Here is a 23,551-nt window from a genome sequence, read left to right on the forward strand (position 1 = left end):
GGTGGGTTAGTTTTCGGCGTTTTGGGTGTTGAGGTGTCTTCTCATATCGTATTGGCCAATTTTGATGCGTTGACCATTGTTGAGTCTGCTTACTAGCGAGTCTGCGCCGACTGGGTTGGGGAGGGTTTCTCGCCAGTATGCGGCGGTCGATTGTGAGGAGACGATGATGGGCAGACGCCCGTCTCTTTCGAATACGATGCGGGTTAGGTCTTCTTGTCCGCGTTGGTCTATTCCGATGGTGAGGAAGTCATCGATGATAAGCACATCGATGTTGCACAGTTTTCTCATTTTGTCGATATAGCCTTGGTCTGTCGGCAGGAAGACCGCTAGTTCATCTACAAGCTGGTCAAGCCGGTAGTACGCGACACTGAACCCACTTTGGCAGGCGGCAATGCCTAGGGCACAGGCAATGTAGGTTTTTCCTGTTCCTGTGGGGGCGAGGATATGAATGTTGGTGGGGTTTTCCCGCCAGTTGGTTGCTGCCAGCCTTTTCAATTGCCGCATGTTGATGCCACGTTGATCTGGGTGGATAACTTCGTGGAGGGTGGCATCTGGGTAGCGAAATTTTGCTTGTGTGATCGCTTTGTCGATGTTTCTCGCGGTGCGTTGCGCGAAGGCCTCATCTACTGCGGCTAGGAAGATATCCTCTGCAAGCGCATCGGTGTGTGCTTCATCAGTGACAATGGAAAAGAAGACGTCAGCAAAGGTTGATACGCGTAGGGTGCGCATTTTTTGACGTGTTGTTTCGTCGACCTCAAAGCGTGTCATTGCAGGTTTCCTCCTTCCTGGCTTGTGTGTGTGCCGTATGGGAACACATCGTTTACAAGGCCGGTGTCACCGTCGTCTGCGTAGTGTTCGATCGGTCGGATGAACACGTCATTGGCACTGAACTGCGTTATGTCCACCGGTGTGGACTGTGGTGTGCGTGCCACATCACAACCGCTGCGGTGCGGGGTGTGGCCGTTTTTCATCTCATGGGCGATCGTTGTTTGCAGTCGCTGCAATACCGTCATGGTGGGGACAAGCTTTTTGTTTAAAGCTTCACGGCAGGCCGGTTCAAGGGTTGTTTTACCGTGCTTTTTGCCCAGCTTGGCAAGAATATTGCGTACCTGGAACAACCCTTTGGGAGTGGCTGCTTGATTCCTGTCAATAATCATTGTGACAACGGTAAGCGTTGCCGGCCCGAACGAGGATGCCCAGGAGATAAGCTCATCCCGGGTAAGCACATTATGGCTGGTGTCCCCATCGGCAGGCCCGTGGGCAGGATCGGTTGAATACCGGTATTTAAAACCTGTAAGCCGCACATGTTCCGCGACGATATGCTCCCCGTCAAACAAGGTCACCAGCCCTGGAGTGATCCGTGCAGTAAGTCGTTTACCGACCAGCGTAAAAGGAACCGAATAGTACTGGTAGTCGCACATGACATGCCAGTTACGATCCACCTTGGGGTGTTTCCACACCACATCAGTAAACGCGGTTGCGGGAAGATCCCGCATCACCGGTGCTTCTTCCTCATCGAACCTCTCACGGCGGGTTGAGCCATCCGGGCGGGTAAGACCACTGTTGATGTCCTCCAGCCGGATAGCGATCTCCTCATTAAGATCATCCAGACTGTAAAACGTCACCCATCGAAATAGCCCATGATCTTGGTGTAGGCAATCTGCACAGCACGCTCAACAGCTGCCTTATCCTTCGGGCGGGCAGGCCGTGTCGGCACGATTGTCATCTGGTAGTAATCAGCCAATTCCTGATACTTGGGCAGCACCAAACGATACGTGGAATGCTTCTTCGGGCGATACGTCGCTGTTGGTGCATTATCCGGCACCACAACAGATGGCACTTTCCCTAAATACTCCAAGGCTTGAACATGGCACTCCAACCACGCTGGCATCTTCTCGTTAGCCTTCGCAGTAACAAACATCAACCCGGAATACGGGCACACCGCCACAAACAACGACGCTTTCATCCCCACCTCGCCGGTTGCAGCATCAACGATCGGGACCTTATCGCCTGCCCAATCCACATACAGTTCCTGGCCTGGTTCATGTTCAACCACCCCATCCAGGTCATTAACCCGCAGATAGTCACGCAACCCCGCACAAAACTGCGAATACTGGTACTTCACCTCCCCATCCGCAGACTCGGCCGCCAAGTAATCCATCCACAATTGATTCCTTGTCAGGTGCCGATTGTTCTTCAGACGCTGTGCCAGAGCTTTGAAATCTGGCTGGTCATACGCCTGACGCCGGTTACTGCGCCCATCGGAAAACCTGGAAACAAACCAACCCGGAGGCAGCAAACGAAACGACTCAGCCGTGATCGACTCCTCCGCGATAATGGCCTTCACCCGCGACACATCACGCCGCGAACAGCCAAGAACAGTAGTAATCCGAGAATACGACGCACCATCAAGACACATCGCCATAATCTCTTTGAAGTTAGCCACAAAGACCAACCCCTTCCATGTTGAAACTAGCCACGACGCCACAAGAACATGACGCCGCCACTAACAACAATGAAGGAAAAACCCACCCAGTACCGACTACGCACACCCCCAGTACCAACTACGCAGACAACCGGTACCAACAACCCCTATTTCGCAGATGGTGACAGGGGTACGTTTGTCATCGTTGAGACGATAGTAAAACCCATCGATTTGCCACATGTGCATGGCTTGATCACGCTGGAAACGGACACGGGTGATCTTGGGGCGTTTCTTCGGGTTTGATTCCACAGCTCCTGTCGCCCGCAGCAGGCGAGCAATCGTGGATACGGAAGGCACCGGATCAGTTAATTCTCCTGATGCAATACCTTCAAACCGAATGGAGATGGGACCATAGTCCCAGCCCTGACCTTTCAAACGCTTCCGGATCGCAAGCAGTGCTGTGGTCACATGCTCGTCATAGGTCCTTGCTGGGGTGATCGGGGCACTGGAATGAGGATGCAACGCGCCACCTGCTTCCTCATCGTATCGGGCACGAATGTTGTAGAACGTGCGGCGGGATCTTCAACTGTTCGCAAAACGCGGTGATAGGCAGACCGTGACCGTCGAAAGGGTCGAACTCAATAATTTTCCGGCGAATCGCCGGAGGAATTGCCTTACTCATTATCCGATTGTGCCCGACACACAGCAAAAATAGTTCATGAAACTGTGCACAATGTCATGACACTAGGCGTAAACAATGTCATGACATCAAGCGTGCAAAAGGTAGTGACACATAACACCAACTACGCGGACACACGGTACCAACAAACCGCATCCGACAGCTTGGACACCTTGGAGTGCACCAACGAAAGCTTGGATGTCCGGGCGGCCAATACTTTGGTTTGGCGCGTAGCGTTTTCCTGCCGACGGACCAAGGCTATATCGACAAGATGACAAAACTGTGCAACATCGATGTGCTTATCATCGAAAGCTTCCTCACTATCGGAATAGACCAACGCGGACAAGAAGACCTAACCCGCATCGTATTCGAAAGAAATGGGCGTCTGCCCATCATCGTCTCCTCACGATCAACCACCGCATACTGGCGAGAAGCCCTCCCCAACCCAGTAGGAGCGGACTCCCTCGTAAGCCGGCTCAACAATGGTCAACGCATCAAAATCGGCCAATACGATATGAGAAGACATCTCAACACCCAAAACACTGAAAACTAACCAACCCCTGGACCCTGCCCCACACCAGCAGGGGCCAGTACCAACAACGCACAAACCCCTCATTACCACATCAACACCACATCAACACAAACCCAGTACCAACTCACCGCTCCTGGCAACTCTAGTAATCACCAAAAAAGTGAGACTAGTTGGTTAAATGAAGAACTGGGACGGGCCCATCTCCAGCTCAGATTGTGCATTAACCAACGCATCTATTCCTTAGTGCCGCACACTATGAACTTTCGCGATTTCCGTCGAAAAGAAATTCTTCGGATGAGAAATGTTCTGAGAGTATCAGAACTTCATTTGTCAACTGCCTTCTATTAGCCGAGTACCGAACTGGATACTCGTGAACCTCAAAATCTTCATATAACTCTCTAATCAACGGGTCATTGTCATAGCTTAACAGCCACTTAAATTTTGTTGGTCCGGAGAGGAATTCTGCAAGGCGCGCATGTGCCTTATCAGACATACCGTTGTAGTAGAGATGCCTCCCTTGAACAACATAGGGGGGGTCAAAAAAAGTAAAAACTGCTTCCAACTCAATCCCGGCTGTAGAGCAAATTTCAACCAGGTGGCTTTCAGCAAACCTTAGCCCATCAAAATTACTAACGAAGATTCGGTCTCTTCTTTTTGCAATTTCCTGGATTTTTCGTATCAGATCTTCCTTGTTGAATCGACAATCGATTTTGTATCGACCTTCTTGACCTTTTCCACCAATGCATCCAGCCTCAATAATTCCCGAATGGTTAGTTCGATTCAGGAAAAATGTACTAAACGCAAGTTCAACCAGTAAATCCTGGTTTAATTCCATTTTGGATAACTGGCGATGTTGATCCCGCATTTTATACCAGGTAGGCAGATCCACCGCCGTTTCCTTTATCTTTTCAACGAGCTCGGCGGTCCTTTCGATTACGCTAAACCAGAATGCATAAATACTACGATCTGCGTCATTAATGGCTATATAATCCACTCGATCCCTTAAAAGTAGGTTCAGCGCCACACCAGCCCCACCGCAGTATGGCTCGGCATAAAGTCCAATTCTTTCCTGCGAGGCATCCAGCAATTTTCCCACCAAAGGAATCAACTGACTCTTCCCACCTGGGTACCTCAATGGCGTTACAGTAACGGGCATGTTTCTAAATCTTCACTCGCGATTCAACTTGATCAAGGACTCCTATAAAGTCTTCAAAGAAGCGGTCTACTTCAGTTCCATTGTATTCAAGCCAGCGATCTACAAGAATTGGAACAAAATCGGGAGGCAATTTCCGAAACCAATTTTTACTAAATTCGAGCCTCCGGGTATATGCCCCATACCCGTCATGCTCCTCAGATTTACCAGCGTCTAGATCGCTTTTCTTCGCTTTGACCCATTTTTGAGTGTAGGGAATTACCACCGAATCGTAGTTGCAGTTTAGCCTTAGAGAATCTTCACATTCAAATAAATAATCATACTCTTCAAGGCTCTGAACCATTTCCCAAAGTTCGAGTTCAATGGGCAATTTTCCAGGTAAAAACAGCACAGAATATCCGCCTTTATCTCCATCATCACGGTGGATGTGAAAAGGGCTTCTTAGAATAGTCCTTAGCTTTTTTCTTTCTTGCGATTCGGACTTATCAGGATCCAAAACGACAAATGTGTCATAGAATTTTTCCGGAAAGGTTGAAACGATTTTGCAAGTCTCTTCAGCACCTTTACTGACCGAATTGATTTCAATTCGTGAAAAAAGTTTGTAGTCTCCATAACGTTCTGCGATAACGTTCAGTACGGTCGCGGCAACCCCATCTTCAACCAAAACGCCAACCTTTTTCGGTTTGTCGTGTCTGACCATTTCTGATTTTAACTTGTTAGAAATTTCCTCAAATGTCAGTGGTTTCGTCACTTCTACACCTGTTGAAGATCGGTTTAGGTAATAAAGTTGAGTGGTACCAGCCCCCTCACGTATATGATTTTTCGAATACATGAGTTCCATGAGACTCGTCGAATGGGTGGTGAAGACAATCTGTAAATCAAGTTTTCGCGATTGTTCTAGCAGGTAGTAGTAAAGTCGCGTTTGTGCAGCAGGATGCAATGTGGCATCTATTTCATCAATTGCAAGAAGCCCCCCTGAAAAAGACTCTTTTTCCTCATTGGAGTTATTTCCATCTTCTCTTCGCTTATCCCGTTCTTCCTTTAATTTACGGAAAGAAAGAACTGCAGCAAGAATTTGCCCAAGGTTGTCTTGACCTGCAGAATTAGCCAGTGACCCGTAATTGGCTGTCGCTACTGAAATTCCCCTCTTTTTTGGCACGTCACTGAGGCGTAAAATTTTTGGCTCTAGATCTTTCTCTTTGAAACCTAAGATACGGCAGTAGGCTGCTTGATATTCCTCAAGAAGCTCCTCGTCGAACTTAATGTTGGTTTCAGACACGGAGACAGACTCCCCTGCTGGGTAAAGCCTCGAAAGACCCAAATAATACGTTGGCCAGACTAATTTAGCTTCAGTTTTTCTCTGTTCAGTTGGTTTAGGTATAAGCCTCAGACGCTTACTTGGTTCTTTAGAGTCATCCTCGCTATCAGTTGCTTTGCGGGATCGGTTTGGGCTTTGAATTGCGGCTCGATAGCTCAGAGTTGACACAACGAGATTTTCATCGTCATTTGACTGTCCAAGGGTTAGGATGACTTTTTCTCCAGACGTGTCCCCAGTAGGATCGTACTTGATTATATCGGGGAAGTCACCTCTGAAGGCAGTACCATTTAGGTGAGTACCATATTTCTTTTTTAGCTCACCACAGTTACATAGAATGGCTAAGATTGTAGACTTTCCCACGCCGTTATGACCAGTCAGAACGGTGATGTTTTTGCTTAATGGAATTTTAGTTGGATTTCCTCCCTTGAAAGCGCGGAAGTCCTTTATTAATATCTTTTTAATATACATTGACACCTCTTAATCGAAAGTCTGTACTCAAGTTTACTAAAGGACTATTTAGTTGTAGGAGATTCTTCAAAAACTTGCTGGATAGTTTTCCTCTAAATCTGGGCGCTTAGGCTTACTTCCCACGAAAATTTCCGCACGACGTTCAATACCTCCGACGGCAAACTTGGGAGTTCATGCTTTACTTCGCCTAAGCCGACTCAGCCCTCGAAATCCTTAACCCTTGCCCCGTCTCTAATCAGGTAGCACCATCACCTTCGTGCGGAACGGGCTTGGCAAGCTCCTGCAGGCCTACCATCCCTCGGTCTTATCCCTGAGTTCCTCGTAGCGGGCGACGGTGTCGGTGTCGGGGTCGGCTTCGTAGTGTTTGGGGGTGCCTTGGGTGGCCCAGGCGGGTGGGAGGGCTTGCCCGGAGAGCACCCAGGCGGCTTGGCGGGCGGCGCCCATGGCGACGTATTCGCCGGGTTCGGGGACAAGCACGTCGACGCCGAAGATGGCGGGGGCGATGCGGCGGATGGCTTCGCTCTTGGCACCGCCGCCGATGAGGAGGACGCGGTTGGTTTCTTGTTTTGTGGCATCCTCGAGGGCGACCATGGCGTCGCGCATGGAGCAGAGTATTCCTTCGACAGTGGCGCGGGCGATGTCCTCGCGGGAGGTGTCGGTGTTAAGACCCCGGAAGACGCCGGTGGCATCGGCGAAGCCGGTGCCGTCGTGGACGCTTGCGGTGGAGGCGACGCCGGAGGTGCCGATGGAGATGCACACGTCGCCGGGCTGCAGGTCGAGGCCGAGGGAGGTGGCCATGTTGTCGCCGGTGCCGGGGCCGACAAGCGCGCCGGAATGGGTCTGACCAATGGGCTGGTTGGGGGCGGCCAGTTCGGGCAAGCGCGCGTCGTGGCCGAGGTACAAGCGTGTGACCATGACGAGCTCATCATCAGTTTCCTCTGCAACCTCCGAGGGGGTGTTGGCAATACGGTCGGTGGCCCGATCGCCAGGGTGAGCAGAGTTATTCGAGATCGCTAGACCGAGATGGTGACGGGGTGGAATGCGAGTCGCCGCCGAAGTAGCGAGCGCGTGCGCGCTCGCTGTGGGAAGATGAAACCCATGGAGCTTGAGTTTTTGGAAGCAATGGGTTTTTACTCCTCGGCGGAGCAGACGTACCGCTTGGTGATGGATGCGCCGGTCGAGTCGGTGGGTGCGTCGGATAACTTCAACCGCGTGTCGGTGTACAAGGATCCGTCGGGGGTGAGCATCTGCTTCATGGAGTCGCTGTCGGGGCAGACGTCGGAAAGCTTCGCGGTGACCGGGGCGACGCCGGTGAGTGTCGCCGCGTGGCAGGTGACACCGGGGCTCGTGTGGGCGGATGTCTTTGACAAGGCAGGTGTGCTGCAGACGCGGCTCCTGGTGAGCGTGGACGACCCGCACCGGTACCCGCAATACGCGTTGCAATCGGTGGGGAACCCCGTGCGTTGCGACTCCTTCCAGCTCGGCGCGATCGCCTCCGACGTGACGGTGTACCCGTCGGTGGAGGAATGGGCGGCGCACCAGACGCCGATTAAGAAGGAAGACACGCACCTCAAGGACGACCCCTCTGTTCCCGACGAGGTGCTTATCGGCCCGAAGTTCATTGGCTGCCCGTGGATCGGGATGCTGCAGGCCGGGCAAGTCGCTCCGGCGGATCTCGGGCCCCAGGCGCTGTTCAAGGCGCTGGTCGAGGACGTTGCTATCGCTAAGAACACGCTGACCGGTCGGCCGTGGTACCGCGTGACTGCCAATTGTGGCGTGCCGGTGATGCTGGCGCTTCCTGCGGATATCACGCCGCGGCCACACGTGGGTAGTGTTGTCGACGGCCAGGTGTTCATGACCGGAACGAGCGGGTTTTGGGCCAAGGACGAGTAGGAATTGACCGTGGCCTTCGATTACTGGGCGGTGCGCCTGCTTCCCGACGTTTTCGCCATCACCACGTTCGGCGTCGGTGTGATCGTGGCGGATCCGCGCACGGGCGAGGCGAAAAGTACATTCCGTGATGTCCGCCCGCTCCTGCATGCGCACCAAAACAGGGACGCATTGGTAGGGCAATTATCTGTGTTTATCGAGGAGGTTCAGCAGGAAAGCAAGGACCGCCCACGCTTTCCAAAATACCTCGACGGGGTCGCTGAAAATCGGATGAATGAGGTTAGAGTCGAGGCCCGTAAGACGATTGCAGCGGAGTCGATTGAATCTGCTCTTAGCCTTTTATATTCCACCCTTGTTTGCGGCGATGGCCTGACTGCTGAAGCTGGTCTCTGAGCAAAATTTCTGAAGGAGGTTAGCATCTGGAGCACCCATTCTGCGGTGTGTTTATACACGCAGGGTGAAGGGCCAGGAGCTTTAACGAGTCAGACATGATGAGCGCGATGTCGGTGATTTTCAGAACATGCTGTTAATCGGGGGCGGTCCTATCGGAAGTTTACGCTAAACGGTCTACGTGCGGGGGATCGGGTAGACGTGCGTTTCGACCGGGCTGTCTATCGCTGTTAGATGGTGCTGAGAAGCCTACACATGAAAAGGGGGCACGTCGGTGCCCCCTAATCGTTTTAGTGCCTACTTGATGAGGCCTGCATTCTGGGCGACAGTGTAGATTCCCGTGACCCCGAGGAGGCTAAGTGCGATCCAGACGAGGCTCCAAACTGCTTGCGAGGCGTTCCAAGCTTGTTCGCCGGTCATATTGAGATCCTGAATGGACCCGGCGGCCATCTCTCTGGCTTCCTTAGTGTCGGGCATGGCTCCCCAGCCTTTGTTTTCAGCGGCCTTGCCCAGTAATTGCAGGGCGTATACAACGTCCAAATTCGAGTCTCTGGTGGCGTATTCCTCGTATGCCGGCTCTGCAGTAGCAACTACGCCACCGAGGCCGACTGCAAGCGCGGTGGAGCCTGCCACCATTGACCGAGTAATCTTATTCATTCCGAATCTTTTCCAAAGTTGAATGCCAGGTTTATTACAGTTTATATCAACAAAGGGGGAAAAGGAAGGAAAAAATTTTTGATTATCCTGTTCTTATAGGTAGCGGTGTTGGGATGACGGTCTGCTGCATTGGCGAACTGGAGCAGGGGTGACGTACCTGTCGTGTGTATTCTCAGATCCTTTGCCCTCTTTCCTCAGTGATCGGCGGTGGGGCTTATGGGTGAAAGGGTATGTGTTGTCGGCGGATATATATGTGGTGAGAATTATGGTAACTGGGCTTGCTGAGTGCTGCCGTGGAGGTCGCTGACTGCCTGGACCCGTCTTGCCGCTAGTTGAAAGTGGTGTTGGAGCGGATGATCGGGTGGTAGTTCGGCGGCTGGTTCACCCTTGTTGTCGCGCTTCTCAGTTAAGTCTGCGGTCCTTTGGGGTGGATGGCTGTCAACCTTGGAGAGTGCTCGGATCTAGAAGGCGGACGGCAACATTGCGTTTTACGGAGCCAACACGGCTCTAGCAATTTTCTTGGACGAGCTTTTGCTTTTAACATCTAGTCCAGAATTGAGATCACTGTCGTGACCGGAAATGAAAAACCCGACACCAACGCGTAGTTGGGGTCGGGATGTGTAGGACTAATTCTTTAGCGGCCGGTCCCGATGGCTTCGATCTCCTCGAGAGACCGTCCACGGGTCTCGGGGACACGGGTGGAGACGAAGATGACACCAAGGATACAGATAATGCCGAAGATGGCGAACACCGCTTGCTGACTCATGGACGCAACCATGATTGGGAAAAGGAGCCCAACGGCAAAAGATCCAATCCAGTTGAAGGAGGACGCAAGTCCGGATGCGCGACCACGAATTGCCAGTGGGAATACTTCGCCCACGAGAACCCAGGTAAGTGGCGCCCACGTGAAGGAATAAAAGGCCACGTAGATGCTGAGGAATACGACGATGAGCATCGGGTGGGCATCGTCCATGACGAAATTGATGATGGCGGGAAGAAGGAATGAAAGACCCATGATGGAGCCACCAACTTGAAGCAGGCGCTTTCGGTCGAACTTGTCAGCGATGACTAGGAACAGCAGGGAGCCAAGGACAAGAATGGCACCTTGGATAATTGGCCACATCAGTGCGTTGGCCGCTTCGGTGCCAGTTGCTTCCTCGACGATCAGAGGAATGTAGTAGAAAATCGCGTTCGCGCCCTGGAACTGTTGGAATGCTGCAACGCCAACACCGGCTATAACGAGGTATCGGTATTTGCTGGACAGTAGTGTGGACAACGTGGTGGAAGCAGCCGCAGCATCTTCCTTGGCAGCGGTCTCTCGGATTTCATTCAGTTCAGGTTCTACAAGGTGCGATGGGCGGATGTAGGAAAGGACCGTTCGAGCCTCATCGATACGGTTATGCCGAACCAAGAAGCGGGGTGACTCGGGAAGGCGTAGTACGCCTGCGAACAGGATGAAAGCGGGCACCGCAGCTAGTCCAAGCATAGTGCGCCAAGCAAGGTGCTCGGGAAGGTGTTTGAGGCAGAATGCAACGATGTAAGAAAGCAACATGCCGGATACGATCATCGTCTGGTTAAGGCCGGAAAGCCGACCACGGAGTTTTGCCGGTGCCATCTCCGACATGTAGGCGGGCACGAGAGCTGAGGCAGCGCCCACACCTAGTCCAAGGAAGATACGCATTATGACTAGGTACACCCAACCTTTATTTGGGGCGAAGGCGCACAGCAACGAGAATGCCATAAACACGACTGAGGAGATGAGGATCATCTTCTTGCGCCCAAGTCGGTCTGAGAGCTGTCCAGCAAGGGCTCCGCCAAGTACAGCACCAAGCATGAGGGAAGATGTGATCCAACCGATGATGGCCGCTTTGCCGTGTAATTCCCAAGCGGATTGGAGAAAGGGGAGGGCGCCCGTCATGACGCCAATGTCGTAACCAAATAGGATCCCGCCAAAGGATCCGAAGAAATAGATATATCCTTGGCTAATTTTCTTGTCGGTAGCCTGACCGGCTGCTGCAGTCAATGTGACCTCCTGGAATAAGAACGGGCAAGCCGTCTACTGGGAGCGTTAACATTGTGTTTCGCAGCTTCTTTCCTGCCTGTGAGGAGTGAGGCTGCACCCTTATATGCGTTTGAAGTGCATATATTTGGGCTGTCTTGATCTCTGTTGCTAAGCCTAAGTGGGAAAACTTCAAATGTCAACGCTAACATTTGATGGTCTAAGTGATTTCTAACACATTGCACGGTGAGGACGAAGCTGGTTTTCTGCGCTAAATGAGCGATTTCGTTGATGACCGGACAATCAGCTCAGCTGGTACCGGGTGCAAGTCCGGATCCAGTCCACCAATCATGCGGATGAGGGCGTCGAGAACAAGTTGTCCTTGCGCGGTGAAATCTTGGCGGACGGTGGTAAGTGGCGGTGTGAAGAAAGCGCTGTGGGGATCGTCATCAAAACCCACAATGGACATATCGTCAGGTACCCGGAGACCTTGTTCACTCAGTGCAAGGATTACGCCCTCTGCCATGGCATCATTTGCTGAAAATATTGCGGTGGGGCGTTTTGTAATGGGCAAATCTAGAAGTTCCTGCCCTATTCTGTATCCAGCCTCACCGCTCCAGTCACCAAACTTTACAAGGGGGTTTAGCCCTTCCTTGTAGCAAGTTGAAACTGCAGCGGTGAAGCGTTGTTGCGAATCGACCCAATCATTTGGGCCAGTAATCAGACAAAGTTTCCTATGCCCAATATCCACCAGGTGTTGGACTGCCATCTCGGCACCCTGTTCCTGGTCAACGTATGCAAAGTTGTGACCGTGGGCATTATGCGGCCTTGGGCCTGCGATCACCATTGGAACCCCTGGGTCTAGTTTGTCGAGCTTCTCGATGTAGCCGTTACGGTTTGCAATAATGACGAGTGCGTCAACGCCTCGTTCAAGAGACTGCTGAACAGCCCTGGTGATATCTGACTCTAGATGTGTAACAGTCGAAAGCAAGATCATATACCCGTGGTCACGGGCAGAATGTTCAAGTGCAGCGAGCGTTGACGTTGGGCCGTAAAGGAAGCTGCCCATTGCTACGACACCGATCAGCTTTGACTCGCTGGTTACGAGGGCTCTAGCTGCTGCATTTCGACGGTATCCGAGCTCGTCGATCGCGGCCTGCACTTTTTCGCGGGTTGCTGGGCGAACTCCTTCGAAGCCATTGACAACGCGTGAAACAGTTTGATGAGAAACACCAGCGAGCTCTGCAACCTGGGCGAGTGTTGGTCGGCGATTCATTTCTTCCTCCACGAACGTAACAGTTGGTTTTAACATTACCCACTCAATTTGCCTTGAGCGAAAGTGCTGCCTCTTGAAATTAGGCCGCCGACAACTCGCTATGTAGCCCCAAAAGGGGGCGAAAGATGTACAGAAAACTCATTTTCACCCTGCAACAGTTGGCAATCGGTTGACGCGTCTTGTGGTTCCGGTTCACAATAGCTGTGAAAATGTTAGCGATAACATTCCCGTAGTTTCGTCTTGATCTCTAGCAAAGTACGCAAACTATCGAGGAGAACAAATGAAGGCTGAAAAGCCAGATCCCCGGTCAATAACGTGGACAAAACGCACAGTCCGCGAGTTGGAAAGCGGGGAGTGCAGCCTAGGTATTGAGCTGGGCAGCACGAACATTAAATCCACGTTGGTCTCAACGGACGGAACTCCGATTGCTTCGGGGAGCTCGAGTTGGGAAAACACGTTGGTCGACGGGCACTGGAGCTACGCGCTCGATGATGTGTGGTCCGGGATCCAGGAGTCATTCCGCAATTTGGTGCAGACGGTCTCTACGGATTTCGGTGTGCGACTGACATCGGTTGCCTCGCTTGGAATTTCCGCGATGATGCACGGATATTTGGCCTTTGACAGGGAAGGGGAGTTGCTTGTTCCTTTCCGTACGTGGCGAGATACGACGACGGGTTCTGCGGCGGAGAAGCTTACGCAGCTATTTCGCGTGAACATTCCGCTGCGCTGGTCGATCTCCCATTACTACCAGGCAATCTTGGATCACGAGGAACACGTACCGCGTGTTGATTTCCTCACCACGCTTGCCGGTTACGTCCACTGGAAGCTGACGGGTCAGAAGGTTCTCGGCATTGGTGACGCGGTGGGAATGTTCCCCATCGACTCGTCGACGAATACATATGCCTCGGAGATGGTGACTGCCTTTGATGAACTCGTAGCCGGTGCAACGCAGAAAAAGCTTCTCGACGTCTTGCCGCAGGTGCTTGTCGCCGGCGAGGAAGCCGGAAAGCTCACTGCTGAAGGCGCGAAGCTCCTGGACCCCACAGGTGGTTTGAAGGCAGGCGCGCTTGCCTGCCCGCCGGAAGGTGATGCCGGTACCGGCATGGTGGCGACAAATTCTGTGCGCCCGCGCTCCGGAAACGTGTCGGTAGGGACGAGTATCTTCGCGATGCTCGTATTGGACGAACCGAAAAAGATCATGAACTCTGCCATCGATCCGGTTGCCACCCCGAGTGGTGATCCGGTGGCGATGGTCCACTGCAACAACGGTGCCCAAGAGGTATCCACGTGGATCGAGCTGTTCGCCGAGGTTGCTGTGGCGTTCGGCAAATTCAAGATCAACAGCATGGATGAGGTCTATGCGGCGATCCTCGCGGAGGCTCTCCACGGCGATAAGTCCTGCGGCGGAGTCGTTGCGTACAACTACCTGTCCGGAGAACCAATCGCCCAGGTGAACGACGGTCGTCCCGTCATCACGAGGTCATCGGATGCATCGATGTCTCTTGCTAACTTCATCCGCGCGGAGCTCTTCTCTTGCTTTTCGACGCTTGCAATCGGCATGGACACTCTGCGCGAAGAAGGCGTTGACTTCGATGCTCTCTACGCGCACGGTGGGTTGTTCAAGACGGAAGGCGTCGCGCAGCGCCTCCTCGCTGCCGCGCTCAATACACCGGTTGGCTTGGCACCATCTGCGGCTACAGGTGGTTCGTGGGGCATGGCCATCCTCGCGCTGTATGCGCGCCGGGGGACGGGCACATCGCTCGCCGACTTCCTCGCCGAAGAAATCTTTGGTGACACGGAGGAACGAGTCATTGAGCCCGTTGCAGCAGACGTGGAAGGATTCCGCGTGTTCCTCGAACGGTTCACAAACGGCCTGCAGTGGGCAAGTGGAGCAGCACAGGCCATCCCCAATGTAAACAGCACAAACAGGACGGAGTAACTCATGGTTCAGCTTTCCGATTTTTCACCAGACATCGTTGAGAAAGTGTCGGCAACGCGGGAACGCGTCTCCGCACTCCACGCCGAGCTTTCCCGCTGGGAACTCGTGGTGTGGACTGCCGGCAACGTATCCGAGCGTGTCATCGTCAGCGAGGACGGGCACCCTAGCGAAAAAGATCTGATGGTGATTAAGCCGTCCGGCGTTCGCTATGACGAGCTGTCGCCAGAGGCAATGGTGGTGTGCGACCTCGACGGAAACCTTATCGACGGCGATAAGGCCCCGTCGTCGGATACCGCAGCGCATGCATATGTTTACAAGCACATGTCAGAAGTCGGTGGAGTCGTTCACACCCATTCGAGCTACGCCTGTGCGTGGGCTGCAGTCGGCAAGGAAGTTCCGTGCATCCTCACCATGATGGGCGACGAGTTTGGCGGCCCAATTCCTATCGGCCCCTTCGCAATTATCGGTGATGACTCCATTGGTCGCGGAATCGTCGACACCCTCCGCGAAAGCAGGTCACCTGCTGTCCTCATGCAGAACCACGGTCCCTTCACGATCGGTAAGGACGGCAACTCTGCAGTCAAGGCCGCTGTCATGGTCGAAGAGGTCTCCCGCGCAGCATTCTTTGCCACACAGCTCGGTGACCCCATCGTCATCCCCGACAAAACCATCGATCACCTCTACGACCGCTACCAAAACGTATACGGCCAGAAGTAACAAGTAAGGAGAAAAGAAAATGAAAAACCCATTCGAAGGTAAGGAAATCTGGTTCTTCACGGGAAGCCAGGGCCTCTACGGTGAAGAGACCCTCAAGCAGGTGGCAAGCCAGTCGCAGGAAGTTGCAGCAGCCCTCGAGAATGCTGACGACATTCCGGTAAAGATCGTTTGGCGCCCGGTGCTTACCGATTCGAACTCCATCCTCGATGCGATGGTGGAGGCTTCTGCAAACAAGAAGGTCATCGGTGTCATCGCATGGATGCACACCTTCTCCCCGGCAAAGATGTGGATCCGCGGTCTGGAAGCCCTGCGCAAGCCTCTCCTTCACCTGCATACGCAGGAGAATGAGGAGATCCCGTGGTCCACCATCGACATGGACTACATGAACTTGAACCAAGCTGCCCACGGTGACCGTGAGTTCGGCTACATCCTCACGCGCCTGGGTATCCCACGTGTGTCCGTCGTTGGCCACACCTCTGAGGAAAAGGTGACCAAGCGAATTGGCACCTGGTCACGTGCAGCAGCCGCCTGGAACGAAGCGCAAAACATGAAGATGGTGCGCTTCGGAGACAACATGCGTAATGTGGCCGTCACGGAGGGAGATAAGACGGAAGCCGAAATCCGCTTCGGTGTCTCCGTCAACACCTGGAGTGTCAACGACCTCGTCGAAGAAATTGATAAGGTCGAAGATTCTGAGGTCGACAAGCTCATTGCCGAGTACCAGGAAAACTACGACATCGAAGAATCCCTGCTCCCAGGTGGCGAGCGACATGAGTCGCTGCGCTATGCGGCAAAACAGGAAGCAGCTCTGCGCCACTTCCTGGAGGCATTCGACGCAACAGCCTTCACTGATACGTTCGAGGATCTTGGTGGGCTGAAGCAGCTCCCGGGTCTTGCCGTCCAACGACTTATGGAAGACGGGTACGGCTTCGGTGCTGAGGGCGACTGGAAGACAGGCGTCCTCATTCGCTTGGCCAAGGTCATGGGCTACGGCCTCCCCGGTGGTGCTTCCCTCATGGAGGATTACTGCTACAACATGACGCCGGGTAACCAGAAGATCCTCGGTGCGCACATGCTGGAGATCTGCCCCTCCCTGACCACGAAGAAGCCACGCATCGAGATCCACCCGCTGTCTATCGGCGACCGTGAGGATCCCGTCCGCATGGTCTTCGACGCCGACAAGGGAGAGGGAATAGTCGTCGCACTGTCTGACCTGCGCGATCGTTTCCGTCTGACGGCAAACAAGATTAAGGTCGTGGGCCCGGATCAGCCACTTCCGAAACTGCCCGTTGCCCGTGCAGTGTGGGAGCCCGCTCCGAGCCTGCCGGTATCCGCTGCCTGCTGGCTTGCAGCCGGTGCCGCCCACCACACCGTCCTGACCACCGCAGCAAGCCTGGAAGCATGGCGCGATTTCGCTAACATTGCCCAGGTCGAGCTGGCCGTCATTGACGAGGACACCACCGTGACCAGGTTCGAGGATCAACTTCGCTGGAATGCGGTGTACTACCGCGTGGCGCAGGGCTTCTAATAAGGCCAGATCACACTAGTAACTAAAAACAGCGCACCCGAGCCATCTCGGGTGCGCTGTTTCTCTACGTGATCGTGTTAGTCACATCAAGCAAATCTGACGTTTATCTGATCAGCGTAGGTATTTCGCGTTAGCGTGCACGGTTGCAGTTGACGTATTTTGGGAAACTTCCAATTTTCACTTGTATAAAGTCGGTGGGGTGCTGTCAGCGAAGCGTGCGATAGATAGCCCTGTATTTAATGAGCAACGAGAGGGATAGTGACTTTTCTTAAAATTTAGGTATCAGCTTCTTCCGTAGCTTTAACGCTACCGTGTACAGGGTAACTTGAACGTAGGTCTCACTATTAGAACAGAACGCAATTTTTGGACAGTGAATGTCGAGAGGCCTCTTGTCGGTTGAAATGAAAAAGAGGAAAAGTGAAAGCTCTGCTTGTTAGATACGTCCCAGAAGGCGATATAAAAAGCATCGGTAGTAGGGAAAACTCGGGCCGTACGGTTGGAACCGTAGTGGCATCCGCCGTGATTAGTTTTGTGTTCTCTGCGTATCTATTTGCCTTCAACGGCAAAACATTTGAGCCGAGCCTGACACTTACTTTTGTTCTCGCTGTTTATAGTTCAGTACTAATTATTTATAAATATCTCTATGTGGAGAGTGGGGAAAAGGAATTCGATCCGGTTAAGCGCTTTCGTTTCGCGGATGAAATCAGGCTGGGCTTTATCGCTGTCTTTTGCCTGTCAATGACTGAAAGGTTTTTGTCAGTTTTCGCAAGGGGAAGATCTTGCGATGAAAAAGAGAATACTGGGGAATTGCCAGGAGCATTGATCGCAGAGAATCCTGTTTTCCGGTTAATCAGTTGCGCTGGTGGAAAGCTTTGGAAATATTTTTCAGGTGGGGATCTGATTTTCCTTATCGTGCTTTGTGGCTTGGCATTCCTTGCACTGAGATCTTTACGCTTTGTAACTGAAAACTCTGCATTTAGCGATGATCGCCTACAGTCACAAAGGGAGGTTATTAGCGCCAAGGTGGGTGCCCTTACAACGATCCTTGCTGGGCAAAAATATAATGTTCGATTTTTCCTTCCACGTGCCCAAGAACTTGTGGAATCCTCGTTAGTTAATAATGCCCAGCTGGAGACATCAGATACCACGTCTGTGAAGTTTCAGATGAAGACATTTGGAAGAAAGATTATCTGGAGGGAATTGCTCTACGGTCTTGTGGTCTTGTTAGCTACCTTTGTCGTTTCAGTGGGGTCTGGGATGATGATCCTTTCGTCGGTTGGAGAACTAAAAGGTGAAAGTAGTTTCTTCTTTAGCATGGCGCTTGGAATTCTAACGGTGGAATTAGTTATTTCATATGTATTGGCTTTTTGTGCAGTGGAAACGGCTGACGGTATAAGTAAGTCAGTAGCTGGGCTCATGTCGCTGGTGTTTGGCATTTTCGGCTCGATGGGCTACGTGCTATTTTCCCTAACGGCAGTCCCTGCGCTTGGTTGGTGGGTAATATTGATCCCGCTTGTGACCGTAATTATTCTCTGGGCGTTGCTAAGTGTAGAAAGTTTTTTCAGACGACGTCGGAATGGCAGTGAGGTCAAGGTAGAAATCGAGAAATCTGAGTCATCTTGCACTAAAGAATGGCTTGAGAATTTCGTGGAATCGAAAAATAAACAGGAGTATCTTTGGCTTTTGCGTCTCCATTGCGGTGCGGAAGAGCAAAACTCAGCATCATTGCGTGGGTTGCTTACAGATGCGGTGAGCTTAGGGTGTTTTAGGGAACTATTCCGCCACCACGCACTGTTGAGGAGGCTTCAGGACGTCAACCTAGCTGTAAAGAATTATCTTGTGTTTTCCAGGGAATCTTCGGGGTCAGCTCATTCAAAAGGAAAACGCTGAGAATCGTAGTCGACTCATTTCATAGCAACTAGGTTTTGAGGCTTGTCATTTGCTTGGAGTGCGTTCGAAGCCCCCAACCCACCAAAAGAGCTCCTCGCCATCATGTGGTGAGGAGCTTCGTGCTTTCCCGGGGCGGGGTGCGTTAGCGGAGGAGGACGGCTGCCTTCGCTGCGTTGTAGATGCCGCCGAGGCCGATGAGGGCGAGGCCGGTCCACAGGATGCCCCAGGTTGCCTGGGTGGCGTAGTAGGCCTGGTCGCCGGTCATGCCGAGGTCGCTGATGGAACCGCTGACGAAGGATTCGGCCTCCTGAGTTCTGGGCATGGTGCCGGTGCCCTCCGTGGCGAAGCGGCCGATGGCCTGCAGGTTGTGGATGCCGTTGGTGATGGCGCCGCGTGACGGGTGCCGGTGTTCGGTACCGGGTTTCCTGTATCGGGTACTGCGGAGTCTGTGTATCGGGTACCGGGGGTAGTTTTTAGGCATTCTGTAGGAGACGACCTGTGCACAGTGGACGCGCAGGTCGCGTTTTCTATAGAAATGAGGTTGCAGTGGCAACTGATTATCAGGCCACCAATGAGTGCAAGGGCAGTCCAGACGAGGCTCCAACCAGCCTGGGAAGCATCCCACGTTTCCTTGCCGGTCATGCCGAGATCCATGACGGATCCGGCGGCCATTTTTCCGGCTCCCTCTGTATTCGGGATCGCTCCTGAACCACCGTTCTTCGCCGCCTCATTCTTGAATTGCTCCAAGTTACGTTTGATCGAGGCCGCATCACGCGCTGCGTACTCTTCGCTTGCAGGCTCTGCGTGTGCAACTACGCCACCAAAGGTGACTGCAAGGGCAGTAGATCCTGCGACGATTGACCGAGAAAATGTATTCATTTTACATCCTTTCAGGAAGCTCATGTCAGGGTACGCACAGGCTATAGAAAAAAGGTGGCGATGGGGGCGTAAAAGATAAGGGTTACTTTTCATTTATGTCTGAACGGCCACGATGGGGGATCGCGTCGAGCTACGGATGGTGTGTTGAGTGTGGTGATGACGTTAAAGCGCGTGCTTCGGTTTTAGTGGGAGACGGTGTGTTTTGTGCGGATGTGCAGGGCAAATATGTGCAGAATTGTATCGTCGAGGAGGGGTATAAAAGGCACCGCCTGTCCAAAACTGGCCTTTCCTATCGGGTGGGGAAGGAGGCAGTTCGGGTGGCGGTGCGTGTTTGTTGGGTGAGCTCCACTTGATGAGGCCAGCCTGCTGGGCTGCGTTGTAGATTCCAGCGACGCCGATGAGGGAGATTAGGGACCAGACGATGCCCCACGCGGCCTGGGTGCCGTAGTAGGCATCCTTGCCGGTCATCTCCAGGTCGCTGATGGAGCCCTGCGCCATCTTTGTGGCCGCCGGGGTGTCCGGCATGGTGCCCTTTCCGTAGGTCTCAAACCCCTGGTTGAGCTGCTCAAGGTTGGACTTTGCTTTATCGGCGGCTGGTGGCCAGGACTCGGGGGTCCTGGATGCTGCGTAGTCCACAGTCTGCAGCTCAGTTGCGGTTGCGGTGACGCCGGTCAGGCCGAGGGTTGCGGCCGTTGCCAGGGCAATGACAGAGCGCTGCATGCGTGTCATGGTGGCAATCCTTTCGATAGGTGTTGCTGTCTCTTAAAAATCGACCGGCATGGCCTTACTAATTGGGAAAACGCTCCCTAAATAATGGGTGATATTGAGCACCGTCTGTTTCTTTCATACTGCTATTTATTGGCGAGTAGTGGTGTCCTACGGTAGCGTTTGCCACTTTCTGTCCAATGGTCTATGCTAACCGCAGTGGTTACCTTCTATGGTGGTGGGTAATCATGGTGTTTATAGCGCGTGGGGTGGGTTCCAGGGTGGTGCCTGAGAACCACATACGCCCCGCGCGTTCCTTTCTGGGCGTGGTGGCCCATGCAGAAACGTGCCCGGTTTTACCCGGGCACGTTTCGCATATCAGCAACAAAAAGAAAGCCCCAGCTAAAAACTGGGGCCGAAGGCCGCTGCTGAATCCTCTAAACAAAAAGTTGGCCCCAGCAAATGCTGAGGCCAGAGCTTATTTACCTTTCGGCTTGATAGTGACAGTATGGCCCAAGTGCGCCCACCTGTCAACGAAACCACCATCCCCGCCCCCAACGCATGTGACACAATATCTCTATGGTAGAAAACTTTCTGGAATCCATCGGCCTTCTCCCGGACCGCGACGCAGACTTTGAGCTGGTCTCCGGCGTGGATGTCCTCGCCATGGATCTGAGCGCGCGTCCCGTCAACGGCCTCACGCAGTGGGGCATCTACCCGGATCCGTCCGGCGCGAACATCGGTTACGCGGTGTCCACGGAGGACGTCGGCCTCGAGCTCTTCTCCATCCGCGCGACCCAGACCAACCGCGCGCTTGTCCGCCAGCTCACCCCGGGCCTTGCCGAGGTACAGGTGGTCAACGAGGACGAGGAGGTGACCGGCAAGGTCCTCGTCGCGGTGGATGATCCGGCCGTCTACCCCGATCCGACGGGCGAGGATCCGTTCCTGCCCGCCGCCGAGTACCGCATTGGTGCGCTGGCCGTGGAGATGCAGGTCTTCGACACGGTGGAGGACTGGCGCGCTACCCAGGAGCCTGTCGACGCCGACGGCCAGCCCGTCTACCTCGGCCCCGGCTTCATCGCCAGCCCCTGGCTTTTCGAGCTCGCGAGCAACCCCCAGGCCATCGACCGCGCCAACCCGATTGCCGTCCTCAACGCGGAGTGCGGCGAGGTGGAGCGCGTCACCAACGCCCTGACCGGCAGGGATTGGTGCAAGGTGGAGATCGACTGTGGTTTCCCCATCACCCTCGGTATGCCGGTGGATGCAGATCCCGCGCCCGGAAAAATTGTCGATGGCCAGGTCTTTCTCACCGGCTCCACGGGGCACTGGTACGCATAATCACGCAAGAATTTACTGACTGTACGGAGTACCCCACAACCGTCGAGGAGCTTTCGGACGGTTCGGTGACCAACTGGTTCCTTTAAGTCGACCCGTCCGCTATACCTTCACCGACCAGTTCTGCACGGACCATGGGGTTTTCCATCCAGTGTTCTACCGGTACTCACGTCGAGATCGAGCAGCTGCGCTCCGGTCTTGAGTACGTCGGTATTGTCTGCGACGGCATGGACTTCCCATGGTTCGCCGTGCTTGCCGATGACCCCGGTTTCTACACCGTCCTCTGCCGGTGCCACTACCAGGATGATTACCACATCTCGGCCGTACCTACCCACTACATCCTGTTTCCGGATCTCGAGTCCTGGCAGGAAACCCAGGAGCCCTTCAACCTCCGCGAACACTTCGGCGACATGATCAAAGAGGATGCCCCAAGTCCATGCACGATGCCCCGAAGCGCATCGCCGGCGAGCAGTACTTCCACCGCATCGCCGGTGACACCACCGTTAATGTTGTGGACAATATTTTCGGCCTCCGCGCCGTCATCACCAAGGTCGACCGCGTCACCAACGAGCCGACCGGCATTGACTGACTCAAGTGCGAGGCCGACTGCCGCTTCCGCCTTACCATCGGCCTCCCCGCCACCGATGATGCCCGCCCCGACTCAATTGTCGACGGCTCCCTCTACATGGCGGACTCCACCGGCTCCTGGTACAAGCGATCGCGGTTCAGCGTAATGTAAGAGAAAATTTGTGGGGAGCTAGGCGCGATCTGATCTTAACCTCGAGTTTTTGCCTTCTTTCTTTTAAAACTGTCGGTCGGCGTTTTCCGGTGAATCCTTAGCGATGCTGGATCTGAAGCGAGGAACGTGGTAGAATTACGCACATAATTCAATATGGGCAAGTGAAGAAGTCTGCCGCCCCTGTGCGGGCGGATAAACCTGGAGCAGCGCCTTGCAAAAATGCTCCGCCACCCTGCCGCCCCTGTGCGGGCGGATAAACCCTGACTCGCAAAGTCCTTGCCCAGGACATGGATCTGCCGCCCCTGTGCGGGCGGATAAACCCCTTTGGTATAGGACATCAAGTCCAGACCAGCCGTGCCGCCCCTTGCGGGCGGATGAGCGTTAGCTCGCAGAAGCACTTTCATCCTGGGGAGCATTCCCTCCCTGGTGGGGGGCTTCGGCCCTATAGCTTCATCGGAGCTGTAGGGTCTTTTTTGCGGTGGAATCTGCAGCATAAGGTCGACATGTGTCTTAACTGCCTTCTGAAGAAAGATCTTTTGGCCACGTTGTTGAGTAATCCACCCTAGGTATGGCGTTTTCCCACTGGGTATACCGCGTGCTCAGGGTCGTACCAGAGGATCCGGAAAAGGTCTCCAGAACGGAAGCCCCAAAGCCGACATTTGCCTTTGAGTCGGAACCTGAACACACGGTCCTCACTATCCGGGATTTTTTCTAGGCGTTTTTGTGCCTGGCGGCTGAGGTCAGCAATGTCGTGGTAGTGATTTCTCCGGTGTCCACCAGCAGTCTCTTGTTCGCACTCGCGCCATGTTTTCTTCTCCAAAGCCTCAAGGAACCGCAGGAGCTCGATGAGCTCATCTGCATTGAGGTTCCACCGACGCCCGTCAGTCGCACCAGGGTCATTGTCCAAATCGCTAACTGTCCATCTGACTGTCGACTTTTGGTAAGAATCTGTGTTGACCGCAGATCGTGGAACAGCTTTCTTATCAGCAGCTGCCGAAACAGAGGGAATTCGTTTCGCCCTCTTCTCTCGGC

Annotated in this window: 21 protein-coding genes and 1 pseudogene; 10 read left to right on the plus strand and 12 right to left on the minus strand. The window is 53.6% G+C overall.

From position 1 onward, the window contains the following. Positions 1 to 6: 6 nt before the first annotated feature. The 4 genes from CGLUCO_RS00460 to CGLUCO_RS00475 all read right to left on the minus strand — a co-directional run bounded on the left by CGLUCO_RS00460 (position 7) and on the right by CGLUCO_RS00475 (position 2,893). Complete coding sequence (locus CGLUCO_RS00460) at positions 7 to 768, minus strand: ATP-binding protein (RefSeq protein WP_198481449.1); 762 nt, start codon at positions 766 to 768, stop codon at positions 7 to 9. Further along, positions 765 to 1,625, minus strand: coding sequence for a Mu transposase domain-containing protein (locus CGLUCO_RS00465; protein WP_232621921.1), 861 nt, complete (start codon positions 1,623 to 1,625; stop codon positions 765 to 767). The genes CGLUCO_RS00460 and CGLUCO_RS00465 overlap by 4 nt, the downstream gene beginning before the upstream one ends. After that, entirely contained in the window at positions 1,622 to 2,446 is an 825-nt protein-coding gene (locus CGLUCO_RS00470) for a DDE-type integrase/transposase/recombinase (RefSeq protein ID WP_232621920.1), read from the minus strand. Before CGLUCO_RS00470 ends, CGLUCO_RS00465 begins: the two co-directional genes overlap by 4 nt. 96 nt (positions 2,447 to 2,542) lie before the next feature. Next, positions 2,543 to 2,893 (minus strand): hypothetical protein, encoded by a 351-nt coding sequence (locus CGLUCO_RS00475; RefSeq protein WP_232621919.1) that lies wholly within the window; start codon positions 2,891 to 2,893, stop codon positions 2,543 to 2,545. Between the two features lie 443 nt (positions 2,894 to 3,336). Between CGLUCO_RS00475 and CGLUCO_RS00480 the strand changes: the two are divergent. Then, positions 3,337 to 3,657 (plus strand): annotated as a pseudogene (locus tag CGLUCO_RS00480) (ATP-binding protein); the annotation flags it as partial. Between the two features lie 232 nt (positions 3,658 to 3,889). On the opposite strand, the gene CGLUCO_RS00485 reads toward CGLUCO_RS00480, so the two are convergent. From CGLUCO_RS00485 to CGLUCO_RS00495, 3 genes are all read right to left on the minus strand, one after another. After that, entirely contained in the window at positions 3,890 to 4,792 is a 903-nt protein-coding gene (locus CGLUCO_RS00485; protein ID WP_084036390.1) for a DNA adenine methylase, read from the minus strand. A gap of 4 nt (positions 4,793 to 4,796) precedes the next feature. Continuing rightward, entirely contained in the window at positions 4,797 to 6,575 is a 1,779-nt protein-coding gene (locus CGLUCO_RS00490) for an ATP-dependent nuclease (RefSeq protein ID WP_084036389.1), read from the minus strand. 288 nt (positions 6,576 to 6,863) lie between these two features. Continuing rightward, positions 6,864 to 7,490, minus strand: coding sequence for an FGGY-family carbohydrate kinase (locus tag CGLUCO_RS00495; protein WP_232621918.1), 627 nt, complete (start codon positions 7,488 to 7,490; stop codon positions 6,864 to 6,866). A 23-nt stretch (positions 7,491 to 7,513) separates the two neighbouring features. On the opposite strand from CGLUCO_RS00495, the gene CGLUCO_RS13025 reads away from it, so the two are divergent. Genes CGLUCO_RS13025 through CGLUCO_RS00505 form a run of 3 tightly spaced genes read left to right on the plus strand, consistent with a single transcriptional unit; the run spans position 7,514 to position 8,858 of the window. After that, positions 7,514 to 7,636, plus strand: coding sequence for an excalibur calcium-binding domain-containing protein (locus tag CGLUCO_RS13025; RefSeq protein ID WP_143336882.1), 123 nt, complete (start codon positions 7,514 to 7,516; stop codon positions 7,634 to 7,636). A 37-nt stretch (positions 7,637 to 7,673) separates the two neighbouring features. Then, on the plus strand, positions 7,674 to 8,468 hold the full coding sequence (locus CGLUCO_RS00500; RefSeq protein WP_232621917.1) for a hypothetical protein: 795 nt from the start codon (positions 7,674 to 7,676) through the stop codon (positions 8,466 to 8,468). Between the two features lie 9 nt (positions 8,469 to 8,477). Then, the gene (locus tag CGLUCO_RS00505) at positions 8,478 to 8,858 is read left to right on the plus strand and encodes a hypothetical protein (RefSeq protein ID WP_084036387.1); all 381 of its coding nucleotides are present in this window, start codon (positions 8,478 to 8,480) and stop codon (positions 8,856 to 8,858) included. Between the two features lie 294 nt (positions 8,859 to 9,152). On the opposite strand, the gene CGLUCO_RS00510 is transcribed toward CGLUCO_RS00505, so the two are convergent. The 3 genes from CGLUCO_RS00510 to CGLUCO_RS00520 form a co-directional block, all read right to left on the minus strand. Further along, complete coding sequence (locus tag CGLUCO_RS00510; RefSeq protein ID WP_084036386.1) at positions 9,153 to 9,512, minus strand: hypothetical protein; 360 nt, start codon at positions 9,510 to 9,512, stop codon at positions 9,153 to 9,155. Positions 9,513 to 10,146: 634 nt separating this feature from the next. Next, entirely contained in the window at positions 10,147 to 11,535 is a 1,389-nt protein-coding gene (locus CGLUCO_RS00515) for a sugar porter family MFS transporter (RefSeq protein WP_084036385.1), read from the minus strand. A 247-nt stretch (positions 11,536 to 11,782) separates the two neighbouring features. Continuing rightward, entirely contained in the window at positions 11,783 to 12,823 is a 1,041-nt protein-coding gene (locus CGLUCO_RS00520) for a LacI family DNA-binding transcriptional regulator (protein WP_084036384.1), read from the minus strand. A gap of 244 nt (positions 12,824 to 13,067) precedes the next feature. Here CGLUCO_RS00520 and CGLUCO_RS00525 point away from each other — a divergent pair, with 244 nt between their 5' ends. The 4 genes from CGLUCO_RS00525 to CGLUCO_RS00540 all read left to right on the plus strand — a co-directional run bounded on the left by CGLUCO_RS00525 (position 13,068) and on the right by CGLUCO_RS00540 (position 18,861). Then, on the plus strand, positions 13,068 to 14,726 hold the full coding sequence (locus CGLUCO_RS00525) for a xylulokinase (protein ID WP_084036383.1): 1,659 nt from the start codon (positions 13,068 to 13,070) through the stop codon (positions 14,724 to 14,726). Between the two features lie 3 nt (positions 14,727 to 14,729). Beyond that, on the plus strand, positions 14,730 to 15,443 hold the full coding sequence (locus tag CGLUCO_RS00530) for an L-ribulose-5-phosphate 4-epimerase (RefSeq protein WP_084036382.1): 714 nt from the start codon (positions 14,730 to 14,732) through the stop codon (positions 15,441 to 15,443). Between the two features lie 19 nt (positions 15,444 to 15,462). Then, a complete protein-coding gene (gene araA, locus CGLUCO_RS00535) occupies positions 15,463 to 16,971 on the plus strand; it encodes an L-arabinose isomerase (RefSeq protein WP_084036381.1) in 1,509 nt (502 codons plus the stop codon). Between the two features lie 417 nt (positions 16,972 to 17,388). Continuing rightward, on the plus strand, positions 17,389 to 18,861 hold the full coding sequence (locus CGLUCO_RS00540) for a hypothetical protein (RefSeq protein WP_084036380.1): 1,473 nt from the start codon (positions 17,389 to 17,391) through the stop codon (positions 18,859 to 18,861). Between the two features lie 142 nt (positions 18,862 to 19,003). On the opposite strand, the gene CGLUCO_RS00545 is transcribed toward CGLUCO_RS00540, so the two are convergent. Continuing rightward, complete coding sequence (locus CGLUCO_RS00545) at positions 19,004 to 19,342, minus strand: hypothetical protein (protein ID WP_084036379.1); 339 nt, start codon at positions 19,340 to 19,342, stop codon at positions 19,004 to 19,006. A 560-nt stretch (positions 19,343 to 19,902) separates the two neighbouring features. Continuing rightward, positions 19,903 to 20,469, minus strand: a complete 567-nt coding sequence (locus CGLUCO_RS00550) for a hypothetical protein (RefSeq protein WP_084036378.1) — start codon at positions 20,467 to 20,469, stop codon at positions 19,903 to 19,905. A 555-nt stretch (positions 20,470 to 21,024) separates the two neighbouring features. On the opposite strand from CGLUCO_RS00550, the gene CGLUCO_RS00555 reads away from it, so the two are divergent. Further along, the gene (locus tag CGLUCO_RS00555; RefSeq protein ID WP_084036377.1) at positions 21,025 to 21,783 is read left to right on the plus strand and encodes a hypothetical protein; all 759 of its coding nucleotides are present in this window, start codon (positions 21,025 to 21,027) and stop codon (positions 21,781 to 21,783) included. A 433-nt stretch (positions 21,784 to 22,216) separates the two neighbouring features. Beyond that, on the plus strand, positions 22,217 to 22,369 hold the full coding sequence (locus CGLUCO_RS00560) for a hypothetical protein (protein ID WP_159447583.1): 153 nt from the start codon (positions 22,217 to 22,219) through the stop codon (positions 22,367 to 22,369). Positions 22,370 to 23,551 lie beyond the last annotated feature (1,182 nt).

Source organism: Corynebacterium glucuronolyticum DSM 44120 (genome assembly GCF_030440595.1).
Taxonomy (GTDB): Bacteria; Actinomycetota; Actinomycetes; order Mycobacteriales; family Mycobacteriaceae; genus Corynebacterium; species Corynebacterium glucuronolyticum.

Coding starts and splice junctions, on each gene's coding strand:
- CGLUCO_RS00460 (WP_198481449.1), bottom strand. CDS start 768: ATGACACGCTTTGAGGTCGACGAAACAACACGTCAAAAAATGCGCACC.
- CGLUCO_RS00485 (WP_084036390.1), bottom strand. CDS start 4,792: ATGCCCGTTACTGTAACGCCATTGAGGTACCCAGGTGGGAAGAGTCAG.
- CGLUCO_RS00490 (WP_084036389.1), bottom strand. CDS start 6,575: ATGTATATTAAAAAGATATTAATAAAGGACTTCCGCGCTTTCAAGGGA.
- CGLUCO_RS00495 (WP_232621918.1), bottom strand. CDS start 7,490: ATGGTCACACGCTTGTACCTCGGCCACGACGCGCGCTTGCCCGAACTG.
- CGLUCO_RS00500 (WP_232621917.1), top strand. CDS start 7,674: ATGGAGCTTGAGTTTTTGGAAGCAATGGGTTTTTACTCCTCGGCGGAG.
- CGLUCO_RS00510 (WP_084036386.1), bottom strand. CDS start 9,512: ATGAATAAGATTACTCGGTCAATGGTGGCAGGCTCCACCGCGCTTGCA.
- CGLUCO_RS00520 (WP_084036384.1), bottom strand. CDS start 12,823: ATGTTAAAACCAACTGTTACGTTCGTGGAGGAAGAAATGAATCGCCGA.
- CGLUCO_RS00525 (WP_084036383.1), top strand. CDS start 13,068: ATGAAGGCTGAAAAGCCAGATCCCCGGTCAATAACGTGGACAAAACGC.
- CGLUCO_RS00530 (WP_084036382.1), top strand. CDS start 14,730: ATGGTTCAGCTTTCCGATTTTTCACCAGACATCGTTGAGAAAGTGTCG.
- araA (WP_084036381.1), top strand. CDS start 15,463: ATGAAAAACCCATTCGAAGGTAAGGAAATCTGGTTCTTCACGGGAAGC.
- CGLUCO_RS00545 (WP_084036379.1), bottom strand. CDS start 19,342: ATGCCTAAAAACTACCCCCGGTACCCGATACACAGACTCCGCAGTACC.
- CGLUCO_RS00550 (WP_084036378.1), bottom strand. CDS start 20,469: ATGACACGCATGCAGCGCTCTGTCATTGCCCTGGCAACGGCCGCAACC.
- CGLUCO_RS00555 (WP_084036377.1), top strand. CDS start 21,025: ATGGTAGAAAACTTTCTGGAATCCATCGGCCTTCTCCCGGACCGCGAC.
- CGLUCO_RS00560 (WP_159447583.1), top strand. CDS start 22,217: ATGCACGATGCCCCGAAGCGCATCGCCGGCGAGCAGTACTTCCACCGC.